Source organism: Roseateles saccharophilus (assembly GCF_004342485.1).
Taxonomy (GTDB): domain Bacteria; phylum Pseudomonadota; class Gammaproteobacteria; order Burkholderiales; family Burkholderiaceae_C; genus Pelomonas; species Pelomonas saccharophila.
The window spans coordinates 72,992-87,210 of record NZ_SMBU01000008.1; the positions used below are offsets into that span (position 1 = coordinate 72,992).

The following is a 14,219-nucleotide window of genomic DNA, read 5'->3' on the forward strand; positions in this document are numbered from 1 at the left end:
AGGGGGCACTGCCGGTGGTTTTCCCCAGGGCGCAGGCGTGCAATCCGCCGCAGATCCGCGCCGCCATGCCAACCCATAATCGGCGGGTACCACGCTACCGCCCATGCCCCAGCGCACGCTCACGCTCGGTCTCCTCTGGTTTGCCATGGCGGCGCTGCTGGCGCTGCTGGCCCTGTTGCTGAGCCTGCGCGGCAGCGGCGGCGCGGCGGTCGACGCCGCACTGGCCGTCACCCTGCTGCTGCTGCCCCTGCCGGCGCTGTGTGCCGCCGCGCTGCGCCGCCGCGACGCAGCGCAGGCCCGTCATGCCGACGGCGAGGCCAGGGCCCGCTTCCTGGTCCAGATCAGCCATCAGGTCCGCACACCGATGAACGCCATCATGGGCATGACCCAGCTGGCGCTGCAGACCCAGCTCACGCCCGAGCAGCGCGAGCTGCTGGACAAGGCCGACGCCGCCTCGCGCAGCCTGCTCGGCCTCATCAACGACGCGCTGGACGTGGCCAGGATCGAGGCCGGCCAGCTGGAGATCGCCGCCCTGCCGCTGCGGCTGGAGGACGCGGTGACCCAGGCCGTCGAGCTGGTACGGCGCCTGCACCGCAACCCGGCCGTCACCCTCATCTGCGACTGGGCCGACGCCAGCCTGCTGGGCCAGCGCGGCCAGCTGCGCGGCGACGCCCAGCGCCTGCAGCAGGTACTCGTGCACCTGCTGTCCAACGCCCTCAAGTTCACGCCGGCGGGCCAGGTCCTGCTGCGCCTGGGCGCCGAGCCCACCGACGCCGCGGGGCGCGTGCCCCTGGTCCTCACCGTGAACGACAGCGGCGTGGGCATGAGCGCCGGGCAGCTGGCCGGCCTGTGGCAGGTGCCCCAGGGCGGCACGAGCCTGGGCCTGGTCGTCACGCGCCAGCTCGTCGAGCTGATGGGCGGCAGCCTGAGCGCACAGAGCATCCTCGGCCGCGGCAGCAGCTTCGAGGTCCGCCTGGCCCTGCCGCTGCAGGCCGGCGCTGCCGTGCCGGCGGCGCTGAAGCCCCGGCGCGTGCTGCTCGCCAAGGCCTGCGCCGACAGCCGCGAGGCCACGCTGGCCCTGCTGAGCCATCTCGGCCTGGCCGGCTCCGTGGGCGCCAGCACCGATGTCGCCGCCACGCTGGCCGCGCTGGAGGGGGCGCGCCAGGAAGGCCGGGCCTTCGACTGGCTGCTGCTGGACTGGCAGCTGCCCGGCCCCGGCCCGACCGGCGCCGAGTTGCTCGCGCAGCTGCGCCGCGACCACCCGGCCCTGCGTATCGCCGTGCTGAGCCCGCCCGGCCAGGACGACGGCCCGGCCCAGGCGCGCGCCTTCGGCGCCCGCGCGCTCTGCCCCAAGCCGCTGCTGCCAGGCGAGCTGCGCCGCCTGTTCGACGACGCACCCGACGAGCGCGGCGCAGCGGCCGACGGCCAGGCCCTGGCCGGGCTGCGCGTGCTGCTCGTCGAGGACCATCCCATCAACCAGGAGATCGCGCTGCGCCTGCTCGGCAGCCGCGGCGCCCGGGTCGACGTCGCGGGCAACGGCCAGGAGGGGCTGGAGCGGCTGGTGGCCCTCGGCCCCGCGGCCTACGACCTCGTGCTGATGGACCTGCAGATGCCCGTGCTCGACGGCCTCGGCGCGACGCGCCGGCTGCGCGAGCTGGCCGGCTTCGAGGCCCTGCCGGTGCTGGCGATGACGGCCCATGCGCTGCCCGAGGAGCGCGCCGAATGCCTGGCCGCCGGCATGCAGGGCCACATCGCCAAGCCGCTGGACGTGGCCCGGCTGGTGCGCGAACTGCAGCGGTATCTGCCCGCCGCGCCGCCCGAGCCTGCGGCCCCCGTGCTGGACATGGGCATGGGCCTGCGCCAGTTCAGCGGCCAGACGCAGCTCTACCGCCGCACGCTGCGGGGCTTCGCGGACCAATACGCCGGCGGCCTCGCGGCCTGGGCCGGCTGGCTGGCCGGCGGCGAGTGGAGCGAGCTGCGCCGCGCCGCCCACACGCTGCAGGGGCTGGCCGCCACGCTCGGCGCCCGGCCCCTGCATCATCTGGCGCTGGCGCTGGAGCGCAGCGCGCTGCAGGCAGACGCCGCTGCGGCCGGCGGCCAGTTGGGCCGCGTGGAGGTCGCGCTGACGGCCCTGCTCGACGAAATCCGCGCGCTGCTGGCCCGCGACGGCGACGCCGGCGCCACGCCGCCCGCAAGCGGCCCGGGCGACCTGGCCGAGCTGCGCGCCCTGCTCGGCCAGAGCGACAGCCGCGCACTCGACTGGTGGCAGGCTCACGGCGCGCACAGCGGCCTGGACGCCGCCACCGCCCGGCGTGTCGAGCAGGCCCTGGCCGCGCTGGACTTCGACGCCGCCGCCGCCGCGCTGCGGGAGGCCGCCTGATGGCCGGCGCCAGCTTCGTCGTGCTCGGCCCGGTCGGCACGCGCTGGCTGTTCGCCGTCATCGTCGCGTCCGTGCTCGGCGCCTGGGGCAGCGAGGCGCTGCTGGGCGTCATCGACGCCAACGACCGCATAGGCTACCCCTGCCTCGCCGCGGCTTTCTCGGTGCTGACCGCCCTCGCCTGGCGCCGGCCGCAGCAGCTGCGCTACTGGCAGCGCAGCGGTGTCACGCTGCTGGCTCTGTATTTCAGCCTCGACCTGCTGGCCCTCACGCTGCGGCCCGACCCCGGCCCCAGCCTCTACACATTGGGCATCTTCGCGCCGTGGACGCTGGGCGGCTGCCTGCTGCTGTTCATGACCTGGCGTGCCGGCCAGGCCCTGCTCATCTCGCAGGCACTGCTGGTGCTGATGCTGGCGCCGCCCGCGCTGCTGCGCTTCGCCGGCCATCCGCCGCAATGGCTGTTCGCCGCCTGGCCGCTGCTTGCCAACCTGGCGCTGTGCCAGCTGATGTTCTGCCTGGCGCTGTGGGGCCTGTCGCGCCAGCTCGCCCGGTTGACCCGGCTTGCCCCTGTCGCGCCCGGCCCGGCCACCGCGGACGACCTCGTCAACGCCCGCCTGGCCGAGCTGGAGCGCTCGCGCGCCGCAGCCGAGGCCGCCTCGCGGGCCAAGTCCGACTTCCTCGCCACCATCGGCCACGAGATCCGCACACCGATGAACATCGTGCTCGGCCAGACCCGGCTGCTGCTGGGCGGGCGGCTGCCGACCGAGCAGCGCGGCCAGCTGGAGCAGGTGGCAAGGGCTGGCGAAAGCCTCGTCAAGCTCATCGACAGCCTGCTCGACTATGCCGACCTCGACGCCGGCCGCATGCAGCTCGCGGCCGAGCCGCTGCGCCTGGAGCAGTTGCTCGGCAGCGCCTTCGACGCAGTGCGGCCGGAGGCCCAGGCCAAGCAGCTGGAGCTGCTGTGCGAGATCGCCGCGCCCGAGCTGCTGGGCGCCGCCGGCAGCCGGCACGGCGATGCGGCGCGGCTGACCCAGCTCATCACCGAGCTGCTGGTCAACGCGGTCAAGTTCACGCCGGCCGGGCAGGTCAGGCTCAGGGCCTCGCTGGACGCCGGCGGCGCCTGGCTGCTGCGCGTGAGCGACAGCGGCGTCGGCCTGACGCCGGAGCAACTGGCGCGCCTGTTCACGCCCTTCGCCCAGGCCGAGGTCGGCTCGACGCGGCGCTTCGGCGGCACCGGCCTGGGCCTGGCCATCTGCAGGGCGCTGGCCGAGCGCATGGGCGGCACGCTGACGGCACGCAGCACGCCCGGTCGCGGCAGCGAGTTCGAGCTACGGCTGCCGCTGCCGCCCTGCGACGAGGCGCCACCCCCCTCCTTCGCCCGGCCGCGCAGCGTCGTCATCGTGCAGGGCGCCCAGAGCGCGGGCCATGGGGCCCTGGTGGGCCTGATGCGCGCGCTGGCGTCGACGGCGCGCATCGAGGTCCTGACCCAGGGCAGCCAGGCGCTGGCCCGGCTCGGCGCCACGCCGGCCGGGCAGCCCCACGACCTGCTGCTCGTCGACTGGCTGCTGCCTGACATGGAGGGCGGCGAACTGCTCGCCCGGTTGGCCGAGACGGGCCCGCCACGGGCGCGCCGCACCGTGCTGCTGAGCGCCTTCGACACGCCGGTGCTGCGCGAACGCGCGCTGCGCCAGGGCGCCCAGGCGCTGTGCGCCAAGCCGCTGCTGCCGCACACGCTGCGCCGCCTGCTCGACCTCGAACGGCCGCTGCCGGCCGAGGCGCCGGCGCGGCTGGCCGACGCCGGCACGACCGGCGCCGACCCCGCCGCACTGATCAACCAACTCGACACCCTGCTCGGCGAGGCCGACAGCCACGCGCTGACGCTGTGGGAACAACACGAGTCCGCCTTCATCGACGTGCTGCCGGTCCGGCGCGCCAAGGCCCTGGCCGGCGCGATGCAGCGCTTCGACTTCGACGAGGCCCAGGCCGCGCTGCGCGGCGAGACCCAGGACAAGCCATGACGCCGCCCGAGCCCCACGCCGTCCCGCAGGCCACCATCCTCGTCGTGGACGACACGCCCGCCAACCTGACGCTGCTGGCCCAGGTCCTCAAGCCCGACTACCGCGTGCAGCTGGCCGTCAGCGGCGCCAAGGCACTGGAGATCTGCGCCCGCCAGCCGCCCGACCTCATCGTGCTCGACGTGATGATGCCGGAGCTGGACGGCTACGAGGTCTGCCGCCGCCTGAAGGCCGACCCCGCCACACGCCGCGTGCCGATCATCTTCCTGACGGCCCTGCCCCGGCCCGAGGACGAGAGCGCGGGCTTCGAGGCCGGCGGCGCCGACTTCATCCACAAGCCCTTCAACCCGACCACGGTGCTGGCGCGCGTGCGCACCCATCTGCAGCTCAAGCTGGCCGAGGACCGCCTGCTGCACCACAACGCCCTGCTCAGCGGCGAGCTGGAGGCGCGTCAGCGCGAGGTCGAGCGGCTGCGCGACACCACCCTCTTCGTCATGGTGAGCCTGGCCGAGTTTCGCGACGCCGACACCGGCAACCACATCCAGCGCACCCAGGAATACGTGCGCACGCTGGCACGCTGGATCGCGGCCCAGCCCGACGGCCCGGCCGAGCTGACCGAGGCCGCCATCGACGAACTGGCCAAGGCGGCACCGCTGCACGACATCGGCAAGGTCGCGATACCCGACGGCATCCTGCTCAAGCCCGGCAAGCTCTCGGCCGACGAATGGCAGGTCATGAAAACCCATGCCGAGCACGGTGCCGACCTGCTGCAGCGGGCCATCGACCGGCTCGGCGACGACGCCGGCCCGATGCTGACCTTCGGCAAGCAGATCGCCCGCCATCACCACGAGAAATGGGACGGCAGCGGCTACCCCGACGGCCTGGCCGGGCCGGCCATCCCGCTTTCGGCCCGGCTGATGGCCGTTGCCGACGTCTACGACGCGCTGATCAGCGTGCGCCCCTACAAGCAGGCCATGAGCCACGACGAGGCCCTGGCCTTCATCCGCGCCGGCAGCGGCAGCCACTTCGACCCGCGCGTCGTCGAGGCGCTGGACGCCTGCCTGGACGAGATCCAGTCCATCGCGTCGAGATGGGCCGATTGATGGCCCACGGATAATCCGGCCCCCATGCAGTCCGGCACCATCCTCAACATCTCCTGCTACCTCTTCGTCTCGCTGCCCGACGCCGCGGCACTGCGCGAGCGCCTGCATGCCCATGCCGAGAGTCTGGGCCTCAAGGGCACCGTGCTGATCGCCGAGGAGGGCATCAACCTCTTCCTGGCCGGCCCTGCGGATGCCGTGAACGCCTGGGTGGACGCCCTGCGCGCCGACCCGCGCTTCGCCGCGCTGACGCCCAAGCGGAGCTGGAGCGAGACCCAGCCCTTCCGGCGCCTGAAGGTCAAGGTCAAGGCCGAGATCATCCGCATGAACCAGCCGGCCATCCGCCCCGACCGGGCCCCCCGCGCGCCCGCGCTGGCACCGGCGACGCTGACGCGCTGGCTGGACCAGGGCCACGACGACGACGGCCGCGAGGTCGTCATGCTGGACACCCGCAACGGCTTCGAGGTCGACCACGGCGGCTTCGACGACGCGATCGACTGGCGGCTGCACAAGTTCAGCGACTTCCCCGCCGCGCTGGCGGCCCACCGCGACGAGCTGGTCGGCAAGACCGTCGTCAGCTACTGCACCGGCGGCATCCGCTGCGAAAAGGCGGCCATGGTGCTGGAGGACCAGGGCCTGAGGGCCTGGCAGCTGGACGGCGGCATCCTGAAGTATTTCGAGGACACCGGCGGCCCGCATTACCACGGCGGCTGCTTCGTCTTCGACGAGCGTGAGTCGTTGGCGCCTGACCTGAGTCCTGTCGAGTGAAAAGCTGGAGCGACTGGGCGCTGAAGATCGTCGGCATCCTGCTGATGCTGGCGGCGCTGGGCTTTGCCGTCAGCAAGGCACCGGACCGCTCGCTGGACAGCCTGGTGCCGCGCTGGGCGCCGCCGCCTTCGGACTTTCTCGACCTCGACGGCCAGCTGGTGCACTACCGCGACCAGGGCCCGGCCAGCGATCCCGTGCCTCTGGTGCTGATCCACGGCACCGGCGCCAGCCTGCACACCTGGGAGGGCTGGGCGACGGCGCTGTCGCAGACGCACCGCGTCATCAGCTTCGACCTGCCGGGCTTCGGCCTCTCCGGGCCGAACGCCGATGGCGACTATCGCGACGCCCGCTACGTCACCTTCGTGCGCCGCCTGCTGGCGCGCCTGGGGGTCGGGCGGGCCAGCGTCGCTGGCAACTCGCTGGGCGGCGAGATCGCCTGGCAGCTGGCCCTGGCCGACCCGGCCCGCGTCGCCGGCCTTGTCCTCATCGACGCGGCCGGCCACAACTTCGTGTCCGAGTCCATGCCGCTGGGCTTTCGCATCGCCCGCATTCCGGTGCTGCGCGAAGGCATGCGCTGGGCGCTGCCGCGGCGCGCCATCGAAGCCAGCGTGCTCGACGTCTACGGCGACCCCAGCCACGTCAGTGCCGCGCTGGTGGACCGCTACTACGAGCTGACGTTGCGCGAAGGCAACCGCATCGCGCTGATGCAGCGCATGGACCAGCTCGCGCCCGGCCCGGTGGAGCGCCTGCCCGAGATCAAGGTGCCGACGCTGATCCTCTGGGGCGGCCGGGACCGCCTGATCCTGCCGCGCTGGGGCGAAGCCTTCCACCAGGCCATTGCCGGCAGTCGATTGGTGGTTTTCCCGGGGCTCGGCCATGTGCCGCAGGAGGAAGACCCGGCTGCTACCCTTGCGGCCTTGCGCGACTGGCTACCCAACGTCGCCCGCTGAACACCGTCCAACCCAAGAGGTCCGACATGAAGAAAACCCTGCTGTTCGCCCTGACCCTGGCCGCGTCGCTCGCCCAGGCCCAGGCCCCCGAGTGGAAGAAGCTGCGCATCGGCGTCGAGGGCGCCTACCCGCCCTTCTCCGAGATCGGCCCCGACGGCAAGCTCAAGGGCTTCGAGATCGAGCTGGTGCAGGCCTACTGCGCCTCAATGGGCGCCCAGTGCACGCTGGTGCAGCAGGACTTCGACGGCCTGATCCCCGCGCTGCAGTCGCGCAAGGTGGACGCCATCTTCGCCAGCGTCTCCATCACGGACGAGCGCGAGAAGGTCATCGGCTTCTCCAAGCCCTACTACAACACCCCGGCCCGCCTGATCGCCAAGGCCGGCGTGAAGCTGGAGGCCACGGCCGCCGGCCTGAAGGGCAAGAAGATCGGCGTGCAGCGCGGCACGACGCACGAGACCTATGCCGCCGGCCATTTCACGCAGAGCGAGATCGTGCGCTACGGCAGCCAGGACCAGGTTTTCCTGGACCTGAAGTCCGGCCGCATCGATGCCACGCTGATGGATGCGCCCGCGGGCGACTTCGGCTTCCTGAAGAAGCCCGAGGGCAAGGGCTATGCGTTCTCCGGCGGCCCCATCCTCGACGAGAAGATCTTCGGCGTCGGCACCGGCGTGGGCATGCGCAAGGCCGACGAAGCGACGCTGGGCAAGAAATTCAACGCCGCAATCGACGCGCTGCAGGCCAACGGCACGTTCAAGAAGCTGGCCGACAAATACTTCGACTACGACATCGCACCGCGCACCAAGCAGTGATGCGACGCCGCTCCGCGTTCGCCGCCGCGACGCTGGCCCTGGCCGGCACCGCGCTGGCCCAGCCGCCACAGCGGCTGCGCATCGGCTTTGCCGTCGGCTACGCGCCCTTCAGCGAGGTCGGCAGCGACGGCCAGCTGCAGGGCTTCGAGATCGACCTGGCCCGGGCGCTGTGCGAGCGCCTGCAGCTGCAGTGCCTACCGGTCATCCTGGACTTCGACGGCCTGATTCCGGCGCTGCAGTCGCGCAAGATCGACGCCATCATGGCCTCGATGGCGATCACGATCGAGCGCGAGCAGGTCATCGCGTTCACGTCGCCCTACTACTACTCGCCCGCCCGCATGATCGCGGCGCGTGATTCGCGGCTCAACGTCAGCCCCTCGGGGCTGCGCGGCAAGCGCATCGGCGTCGAGCGCGGCACGGTGCATGAGCGCTTCCTCGGCAGCGTGTTCAAGGACAGCCAGATCGTGCGCTACGGCACCCAGGACCAGGTCTTCCTCGACCTGAAGTCGGGCCGCCTCGATGCCGCCCTGGCCGACGCCGCCATCGCGGAGTTCGGCTTCCTGAACAAGCCCGATGGCCGCGGCTTCGGCTTCATCGGCCCCGACTTCCGCGAGCCGCAATACTTCGGCAAGGGCATAGGCATTGGCCTGCGCCAGGCCGACGCCGCCGGCCTGGGCCGGCACCTGGACGAAGCGCTGGCCGCGCTGCGCGGCAGCGGCGCGCTAAAGGCCCTGAACGACCGCTATTTCGGCATCGACCTCGTCAGCCCTCCGCACTGATTCCTCTTTCCAACACGATGCTTCACGGCTTTCTACCCAGCCTCATCGAAGGCGCCACCGTCACGCTGTCCGTGGCCCTTTCCTCACTGGCCGTGGCCGCGGCGCTGGGTCTGGCCGGCGCGCTGGCCAAGCTGTCGCGCTCGCGCCTGCTGCGAGCCACTGCCGGCACCTACACCACCCTCATCCGCGGCGTGCCCGACCTGGTGCTGATGCTGCTGGTGTTCTACGGCGGCCAGATCGCCGTGAACGCCGTCGCGCCCATGCTCGGGCATGAGGACTATGTCGACATCGACCCCTTCTTCGCCGGCGTGCTGACCATCGGCTTCATCTTCGGTGCCTACCTGACCGAGGCCTTCCGCGGCGCCTTCCTGGCCGTGCCGCCGGGCCAGCGCGAGGCCGGGCTGGCCTATGGCATGTCGCCGCTGCAGGTACTGCGCCGCATCACCCTGCCGCAGATGCTGAGGCACGCGCTGCCGGGCATCTCCAACAACTGGCTGGTGCTGATCAAGAGCACGGCCATCGTGTCCCTGATCGGCCTGTCGGACCTGATGACCCGCGGCAAGCAGGCCGCCGGCACCACGCGCGAGCCCTTCACCTTCTTCCTGGCCGTGGGCCTGATCTACCTGGTGTTCACCAGCATCTCCGAGCTGTTCTTCGCCTGGGCGCAGCGGCGCCTGGCCATCGGTGCGCGGGAGGGCCGACTGTGAACTTCGACGCCATCGCGGAGAACCTGCCGCTGTATCTCGGCGGGCTGGTCGTCACGCTGCAACTGCTGGCCCTGTCACTCGTCGGCGGCATGCTGCTGGCAGTGCCCCTGGCCATCGTGCGCACGGTGTTCAGGGGCTGGCCGTCGCGGCTGGTCTGGGTCTACACCTATGCCTTCCGCGGCACGCCGATGCTGGTGCAGCTCTTCCTCATCTACTACGGGCTGGCGCAGTTCGACGCGGTGCGCGACAGCTGGGCCTGGCCCTGGCTGTCGTCGGCCACCTTTTGCGCCTGGCTGACCTTCACGCTGAACACGGCCGCCTACACGACCGAGATCATCGCGGGCAGCATCCGCGCGCTGCCGGCCGGCGAGATCGAGGCCGCCAAGGCCTTGGGCATGAGCCGCGGGCTGATGCTGCGCCGCATCGTGCTGCCCGCCGCGCTGCGCCGCGCGCTGCCTGCCTACGGCAACGAGGCCATCTTCATGCTGCACGGCACGTCGCTGGCCAGCACGGTCACACTGGTGGACACGACCGGCGCGGCCCAGATGGTCTATGCCAAGTACTACCTGCCGTTCGAGGCCTTCATCACCGCCGGCGCCTTCTACCTCGTGCTGACGCTCAGCCTGGTCGGCCTGTTCCGCTGGGCCGAAGGCCGCTGGCTGAAGCCCATGATGTCCCGCTGAACATGCAAGCCATCCACCATCCCCTGCTCTCCCCCGCTCCCGGCACGCAACGTGAACTCGTGTCGCTGCACTACGGCCAGCCCGGCGGCCCGAAGGCCTACATCCAGGCCTCGCTGCACGGCGACGAACTTCCCGGCATGCTGGTGGCCCACCATCTGCGCCTGCAGCTCGACGCGCTGGAGGCCGCCGGCCAGGTCACGGGCGAGATCGTCCTCGTGCCCGTGGCCAACCCCATCGGCCTGAGCCAGTTCCTGCTGCACGCCCATCTCGGCCGCTTCGAGTTCATGTCGGGCGAGAACTTCAACCGCCACTACCCGGATCAGATCGATGCCGTCGCCGCCGCCGTCGGGCCGCAGCTCGGTGCGGATGCGGCGGCCAATGTCGCCCTGCTGCGCCGCGCGCTGAAGGCCGCCGTGCTGGCCGCGCCGGCAGACACCGAGTTGCAGTCGCTGCGCCGCACGCTGATGAGCCTGTCCTGCGATGCCGACATCGTGCTGGACCTGCACTGCGACGCCCAGGCCGTGATGCACCTCTATGCCGAGACGCCCTGCTGGCCCGACTGCGAGCCGCTGGCGCGCTTCCTCGGCGCGCGCCTGACGCTGCTGGCCCAGGACTCCGGCGACAACCCCTTCGACGAGGCCAGCTCCCAGGTCTGGTGGAAATGGAACCAACATTTCGCCGGCCGCTTCCCGATCCCGCAGGCCTGCCTGTCGGCCACGGTCGAGCTGCGCGGCGCCGCCGACGTGACCCACGAGCTGGCCGCCGCCGATGCGAAGAACATCATCGACTTCCTGCGCTGGCGCGGCCTGATCGCGGGCGACAAGCCAGCCCTGCCCGCGGCGAAAGGCGACGCCCGGCCACTGGCCGGCAGCATGCCGATCAAGGCGCCGGTGGCAGGCGTGCTGACCTTCCTGAAGGAAGTCGGCGCCGACGTGAAGGCCGGCGAGGTGCTCGCCCATGTCATCGACCCCATCACGGCCCAGGTCACCGAACTGAAGAGCCCCGTCGACGGCCTGCTGTTCGCGCGCGACTTCCTGCGCTTCGCGAATGCCGGCATGCGTGTCGCGAAAGTTGCCGGCCGCGAGGCGCTGCGCACCGGCAAGCTGCTCGGAGCCTGAAAGAAATGTCCATCCAACTCCAAGCCACCAACATCCACAAGCGCTTCGGCGAGCGCGAGGTGCTCAAGGGCATCTCGTTCAGCGCGCAACGCGGCGACGTCGTCACGCTGATCGGCTCCTCGGGCTCGGGCAAGAGCACGCTGCTGCGCTGCCTGAACCTGCTGGAGCAGCCGCACGAAGGCGAGCTCAGCCTGGGCGGCGAGGCGCTGAAGCTCGTGCGCGACCGCGACGGCAGTCTGAAGGCGGCCGACGCCCGCCAGCTGCAGCGCTGGCGCGCACGCCTGGCGATGGTGTTCCAGAACTTCAACCTCTGGGCCCACATGACGGTGCTGGAGAACGTCATCGAGGCGCCCATCCATGTGCTGGGCCGGCCCAAGACCGAGGCCGTCGAGCGCGCACAGGCCCTGCTCGCGCGCGTGGGCGTCTCGCACCGCGCCAACGTCTACCCGGCCCAGCTCTCCGGTGGCGAGCAGCAGCGCGTGGCCATCGCCCGCGCGCTGGCCGTGGACCCCGAGGTCATGCTGTTCGACGAGCCCACGTCGGCGCTGGACCCCGAGTTGGTCGGCGAAGTCCTCAAGGTCATGCGCGACCTGGCCGCCGAAGGCCGCACGATGATCGTCGTGACCCACGAGATGGGCTTTGCGCGCGAGGTCTCCAACCATTGCCTCTTCCTGCACCAGGGCCGGGTTGAGGAGGAAGGAAACCCGAAGGAAATGCTGCTGAAGCCGCAATGCGAGCGGCTGCAGCAGTTCCTGTCGGGCGGCCTCAAGTAGGGCCTGTTAGCACCGCGGCAGCAGGTCGCCGTGATGTGAACAGGCCCTAGGCGAGCAGGCCGCGGTCCTTCAGCATCGGCTCGACGACCGGGTCGCGCCCACGGAAGGCACGGAAGGCCTCGCCGGGCTCGCGGCTGTTGCCGCTCGAATAGATGCATTCGCGCAGCCGCGCAGCCACGGCCGGGTCGAACGCATTGCCGGCCTCGATGAAGGCGTCGAAGGCATCGCAGTCCAGCACCTCGGCCCACAGGTAGACGTAGTAGCCGGCCGCATAGCCGGCACTGCTGAACAGGTGCTGGAAATGGGTCAGCCGGTGGTTCAGGCCGACCTCGGCCGGCAGACCCCAGGCCGCCAGCGTGTCGCGCTCGAAGGCAACGACGTCGCCGGGTGCGGCCGGCAGCGCGTGCACCGCCATGTCGACGAGGGCGCTGGCCGTGTAGCGCAGCGTCTCGTAGCCCTGACCGAACTGGCGTGCCGCCTGCAGCCTGGCCAGCAGCGCGTCGGGCAGGGGCGCGTCGGTCTGCCAGTGGCGGGCGAACTTCTTCAGCACCTCGGACTCGGCCATCCAGTGCTCGAAGAGCTGGGACGGCAGCTCGACGAAGTCGCGCAGCACCTGGGTGCCGGCCAGGCGCTCGTGCTCGACGCTGGACAGCAGGCCGTGCAGGCCATGGCCGAACTCGTGGAAGAGCGTGCGCACGTCGTCGAAGCTCAGCAGCGTCGGCTCACCGGCGGCACCGCGCGCGAAGTTGTTGTTGTTCAGGATGACGGGCGTGGTGCCCAGGGCGCGGCTCTGGTTGCGCAGCGCGCTCATCCAGGCGCCGCTGCGCTTGGATGAACGCGCGAAGTTGTCCTGCAGGAACAGGCCGCGCAGGCCGTCGTCGGAGTCGAAGACCTCCCAGGCGCGCACGTCGGCGTGATAGCCGGCGATGTCGGGCCGAGCCTTGAACCGCAGGCCGAACAGGCGGCCCGCGCAATCGAACATGGCCGCCACCATGCGATCCAGCGGAAAGTAGGGCTTGACCTCGGACTCGTCCAGCTCGAAGCGGGTGCGCCTGGCCTGCTCGGCGTAGAAGCGCCAGTCCCAGGGTTCCAGCGCATGCGTGGCGCCAGCCGCGGCCATCGCGCCGAGCACGGCCTCGCGTTCGCGCGCCTGGGCGGCCAGGGCCGGGTGCCAGACGCGCTCCAGCAGCTCCATGACGGCCTGCCGGCTGCGCGCCATCGTGTCCTCCAGCGCGTAGTCGGCATAACAGGCATGGCCGTGCAGCCGCGCGGCTTCAGCGCGCAGTTCGAGGATCTCGCGGCAGATGGCGCGGTTGTCGCTGTCGCCGGTGTCGTCGCCGCGCCCCACCCAGGCGCGCCAGGCCTGCTCGCGCAGGTCACGCCGGGCGCTGAAGCCGAGGAAGGGCAAGATCAGCGAGCGCGACAGCGTGATGACGTGCAGGCCCTCCTGCATCAACCCGCGGTCGATGGCGGCCTGGCGGGCCGCCGTGCGCACGAAGCCGGGCAGGCCGGCAAGCTCGGCCTCGGTCGCGAGCCGCAGCTGGTAGCCGTTCTCGGCGCCCAGCACGTTCTGCGCAAAGCGGGTGTTCAGCTCGGCCAGGCTTGTCATCACGGCGGCATAGCGTTCCCGCGCCGCCGGTTCGAGGCGGGCGCCGGCGCGCACGAAGTCCAGGTGCACGCGCTCCAGCAGGCGGCGCTGCTCCGGCGTCAGGCCCAGGGCTTCGCGCCGTTCGAAGAGCGCATCGATGCGGGCGAACAGGCCCTGGTGCATGTAGACGGCGCTGCCATGGGCGGCCAGCGGCGCGGCCAGCGCGCGCTGCACGGATTGCAGGGCGGGTGACGTGGCCGACGCAGCCAGTGTGTAGAAGAGATGCTCCAGCCGGGTCAGCTGCCGGCCGCTGGCATCGAAGGCGGCCAGCGTGTTCGCAAAGCCTGGCGCCTCGGCCTGGGCGGCGATGGCGTCGATCTCCGCGCGATGTTCGGCCAGCGCGACCTCGAAGGCGGGCGGGAAGTGCTCGGGCGCGATGGCGTCGAAATCGGGCAGGCCATGGGCCTGGGGCCAGGCCAGCAGCAGCGGATTGCCAAGTGCGGTCATGGAGTCTCCTGGAAGCGAAACGGGCCGCTCCCGGAGGGGAGGCGG

General features: G+C 71.5%; 12 protein-coding genes. 11 read left to right on the forward strand and 1 reads right to left on the reverse strand.

Annotated features, from left to right (window positions below; translation table 11 throughout):
* Positions 1–103 precede the first annotated feature (103 nt).
* From EV671_RS27730 to EV671_RS08995, 11 genes are read left to right on the forward strand one after another with little or no spacing between them, the layout of a single operon-like run.
* On the forward strand, positions 104–2,380 hold the full coding sequence (locus EV671_RS27730) for a hybrid sensor histidine kinase/response regulator (protein WP_132570965.1): 2,277 nt from the start codon (positions 104–106) through the stop codon (positions 2,378–2,380).
* Entirely contained in the window at positions 2,380–4,395 is a 2,016-nt protein-coding gene (locus EV671_RS08950) for an ATP-binding protein (RefSeq protein ID WP_132570966.1), read from the forward strand. The genes EV671_RS27730 and EV671_RS08950 overlap by 1 nt, the downstream gene beginning before the upstream one ends.
* Positions 4,392–5,495, forward strand: a complete 1,104-nt coding sequence (locus EV671_RS08955) for an HD-GYP domain-containing protein (protein ID WP_132570967.1) — start codon at positions 4,392–4,394, stop codon at positions 5,493–5,495. Before EV671_RS08950 ends, EV671_RS08955 begins: the two co-directional genes overlap by 4 nt.
* A gap of 24 nt (positions 5,496–5,519) precedes the next feature.
* A complete protein-coding gene (locus EV671_RS08960; RefSeq protein WP_132570968.1) occupies positions 5,520–6,260 on the forward strand; it encodes a sulfurtransferase in 741 nt (246 codons plus the stop codon).
* Positions 6,257–7,210, forward strand: coding sequence for an alpha/beta fold hydrolase (locus tag EV671_RS08965; RefSeq protein WP_243655658.1), 954 nt, complete (start codon positions 6,257–6,259; stop codon positions 7,208–7,210). The genes EV671_RS08960 and EV671_RS08965 overlap by 4 nt, the downstream gene beginning before the upstream one ends.
* 26 nt (positions 7,211–7,236) lie before the next feature.
* A complete protein-coding gene (locus tag EV671_RS08970) occupies positions 7,237–8,019 on the forward strand; it encodes a lysine/arginine/ornithine ABC transporter substrate-binding protein (protein ID WP_132570969.1) in 783 nt (260 codons plus the stop codon).
* Positions 8,019–8,798, forward strand: coding sequence for a transporter substrate-binding domain-containing protein (locus EV671_RS08975; protein ID WP_132570970.1), 780 nt, complete (start codon positions 8,019–8,021; stop codon positions 8,796–8,798). Before EV671_RS08970 ends, EV671_RS08975 begins: the two co-directional genes overlap by 1 nt.
* 17 nt (positions 8,799–8,815) lie before the next feature.
* Positions 8,816–9,505 (forward strand): ABC transporter permease, encoded by a 690-nt coding sequence (locus tag EV671_RS08980; RefSeq protein ID WP_132570971.1) that lies wholly within the window; start codon positions 8,816–8,818, stop codon positions 9,503–9,505.
* On the forward strand, positions 9,502–10,188 hold the full coding sequence (locus tag EV671_RS08985) for an ABC transporter permease (RefSeq protein ID WP_132570972.1): 687 nt from the start codon (positions 9,502–9,504) through the stop codon (positions 10,186–10,188). The genes EV671_RS08980 and EV671_RS08985 overlap by 4 nt, the downstream gene beginning before the upstream one ends.
* 2 nt (positions 10,189–10,190) lie before the next feature.
* Positions 10,191–11,306, forward strand: a complete 1,116-nt coding sequence (locus EV671_RS08990) for a succinylglutamate desuccinylase/aspartoacylase family protein (protein WP_132570973.1) — start codon at positions 10,191–10,193, stop codon at positions 11,304–11,306.
* Between the two features lie 5 nt (positions 11,307–11,311).
* Positions 11,312–12,079 (forward strand): ABC transporter ATP-binding protein, encoded by a 768-nt coding sequence (locus EV671_RS08995; protein ID WP_132570974.1) that lies wholly within the window; start codon positions 11,312–11,314, stop codon positions 12,077–12,079.
* Positions 12,080–12,125: 46 nt separating this feature from the next.
* Here the strand turns inward: EV671_RS08995 and EV671_RS09000 are convergent, their stop codons facing one another.
* A complete protein-coding gene (locus EV671_RS09000) occupies positions 12,126–14,174 on the reverse strand; it encodes a M3 family metallopeptidase (RefSeq protein WP_132570975.1) in 2,049 nt (682 codons plus the stop codon).
* Positions 14,175–14,219 lie beyond the last annotated feature (45 nt).